This window comes from Buttiauxella brennerae ATCC 51605 (assembly GCF_001654925.1).
Lineage (GTDB): Bacteria > Pseudomonadota > Gammaproteobacteria > Enterobacterales > Enterobacteriaceae > Buttiauxella > Buttiauxella brennerae.
Genome location: NZ_LXER01000046.1, coordinates 1 through 1,091 on the forward strand (window position 1 = coordinate 1; position 1,091 = coordinate 1,091).

Annotated in this window: 1 protein-coding gene; it reads left to right on the plus strand. The window is 54.0% G+C overall.

Annotation, left to right across the window (positions count from 1 at the left end; all coding sequences use genetic code 11):
• Positions 1–93 precede the first annotated feature (93 nt).
• The coding region (locus tag M975_RS21900) for a type VI secretion system Vgr family protein (protein WP_157093426.1) at positions 94–1,091 on the plus strand (998 nt) is incomplete at its 3' end.

Here is a 1,091-nt window from a genome sequence, read left to right on the forward strand (position 1 = left end):
TTTTTCGTACTCGCTGAGTACCCGTCATTAAACCTGTAATTTGCCTGCCGGTAATAGAATCATGGACAGCAGGTTATCCCATGGAGTTACATCATGAGTCTGACTGATACGCTGAAGAACACCCTGCCTGCACTAACTGAAGGCGGGCTGAACCGCTACCGTCTGGATATTCCTTCCTGCACATCCTTATTGGATGTGGAAGAGTTCAGCGGCAAAGAATTTATGAGTGCTCTGTATTATTACACCGTCCTGTTTACCAGTAGCGATCTCAACATTGATGCCCGCCAGATGCTGAGCAAATCAGCAACTCTGACCATGGGGGCAGGTGATTTGTTCGCCCTGACTGACCGAAAAGTGGTTCACGGTGTGGTCACGCATTTTAAGCGTATCAGGGGTTCACGCGATCAGGCGACTTACCAGATTATTATTGAGCCGTTTCTGGAACTGCTAAAAAACCAGTTCCGTACCCATCGCTTCTTTGTCAACAAGTCGGTACCGGAAGTGGTCACTGAGGTCCTCCAGGAGCATGGACTGAAAGGCTGGGAGTATGAATTTACCCTCAAGGCCGACTACCCGAAGCGGGAGCAGATTAACCAGTATCAGGAAAATGACCTCGCGTTTATCGAACGCCTGCTGGCCGAAGTGGGGATATTTTATTTCTTCACTCTGCAGCCGGATACCCAGACCGAAGTGGTGCACTTTGCGGACAAGCAGAGCGCCTGGACGTTCGGTAAGAAACTGCCGCTGAACAGCCCGTCAGGGACGAATGATAACGCGGTGGATTCCGTGTGGGATGTGCATGTCTGGCACAACGTGGTGGAACGCTCTGTGACGGCGAATGACTACAACCACCGGGAAGCCCAGAATGTCCTGTCCTCGGTGCCGGCAGACATGACCCGCGGTGACGGGGACGGTGTCACCTACGGGGAGGTGTATCACCACCGCCCGCGCCATCTTGAGCGGGGTGACAAAATTACCCCTGCGGCAGAAACCGCCAACTTCTGGGCGCGTCTGGAGCATGAACGCTTCCTGTCAAACCAGACGACGGTGACCGGCAGCAGCACCGACCACACCCTCGGCCCGGCCCAGGT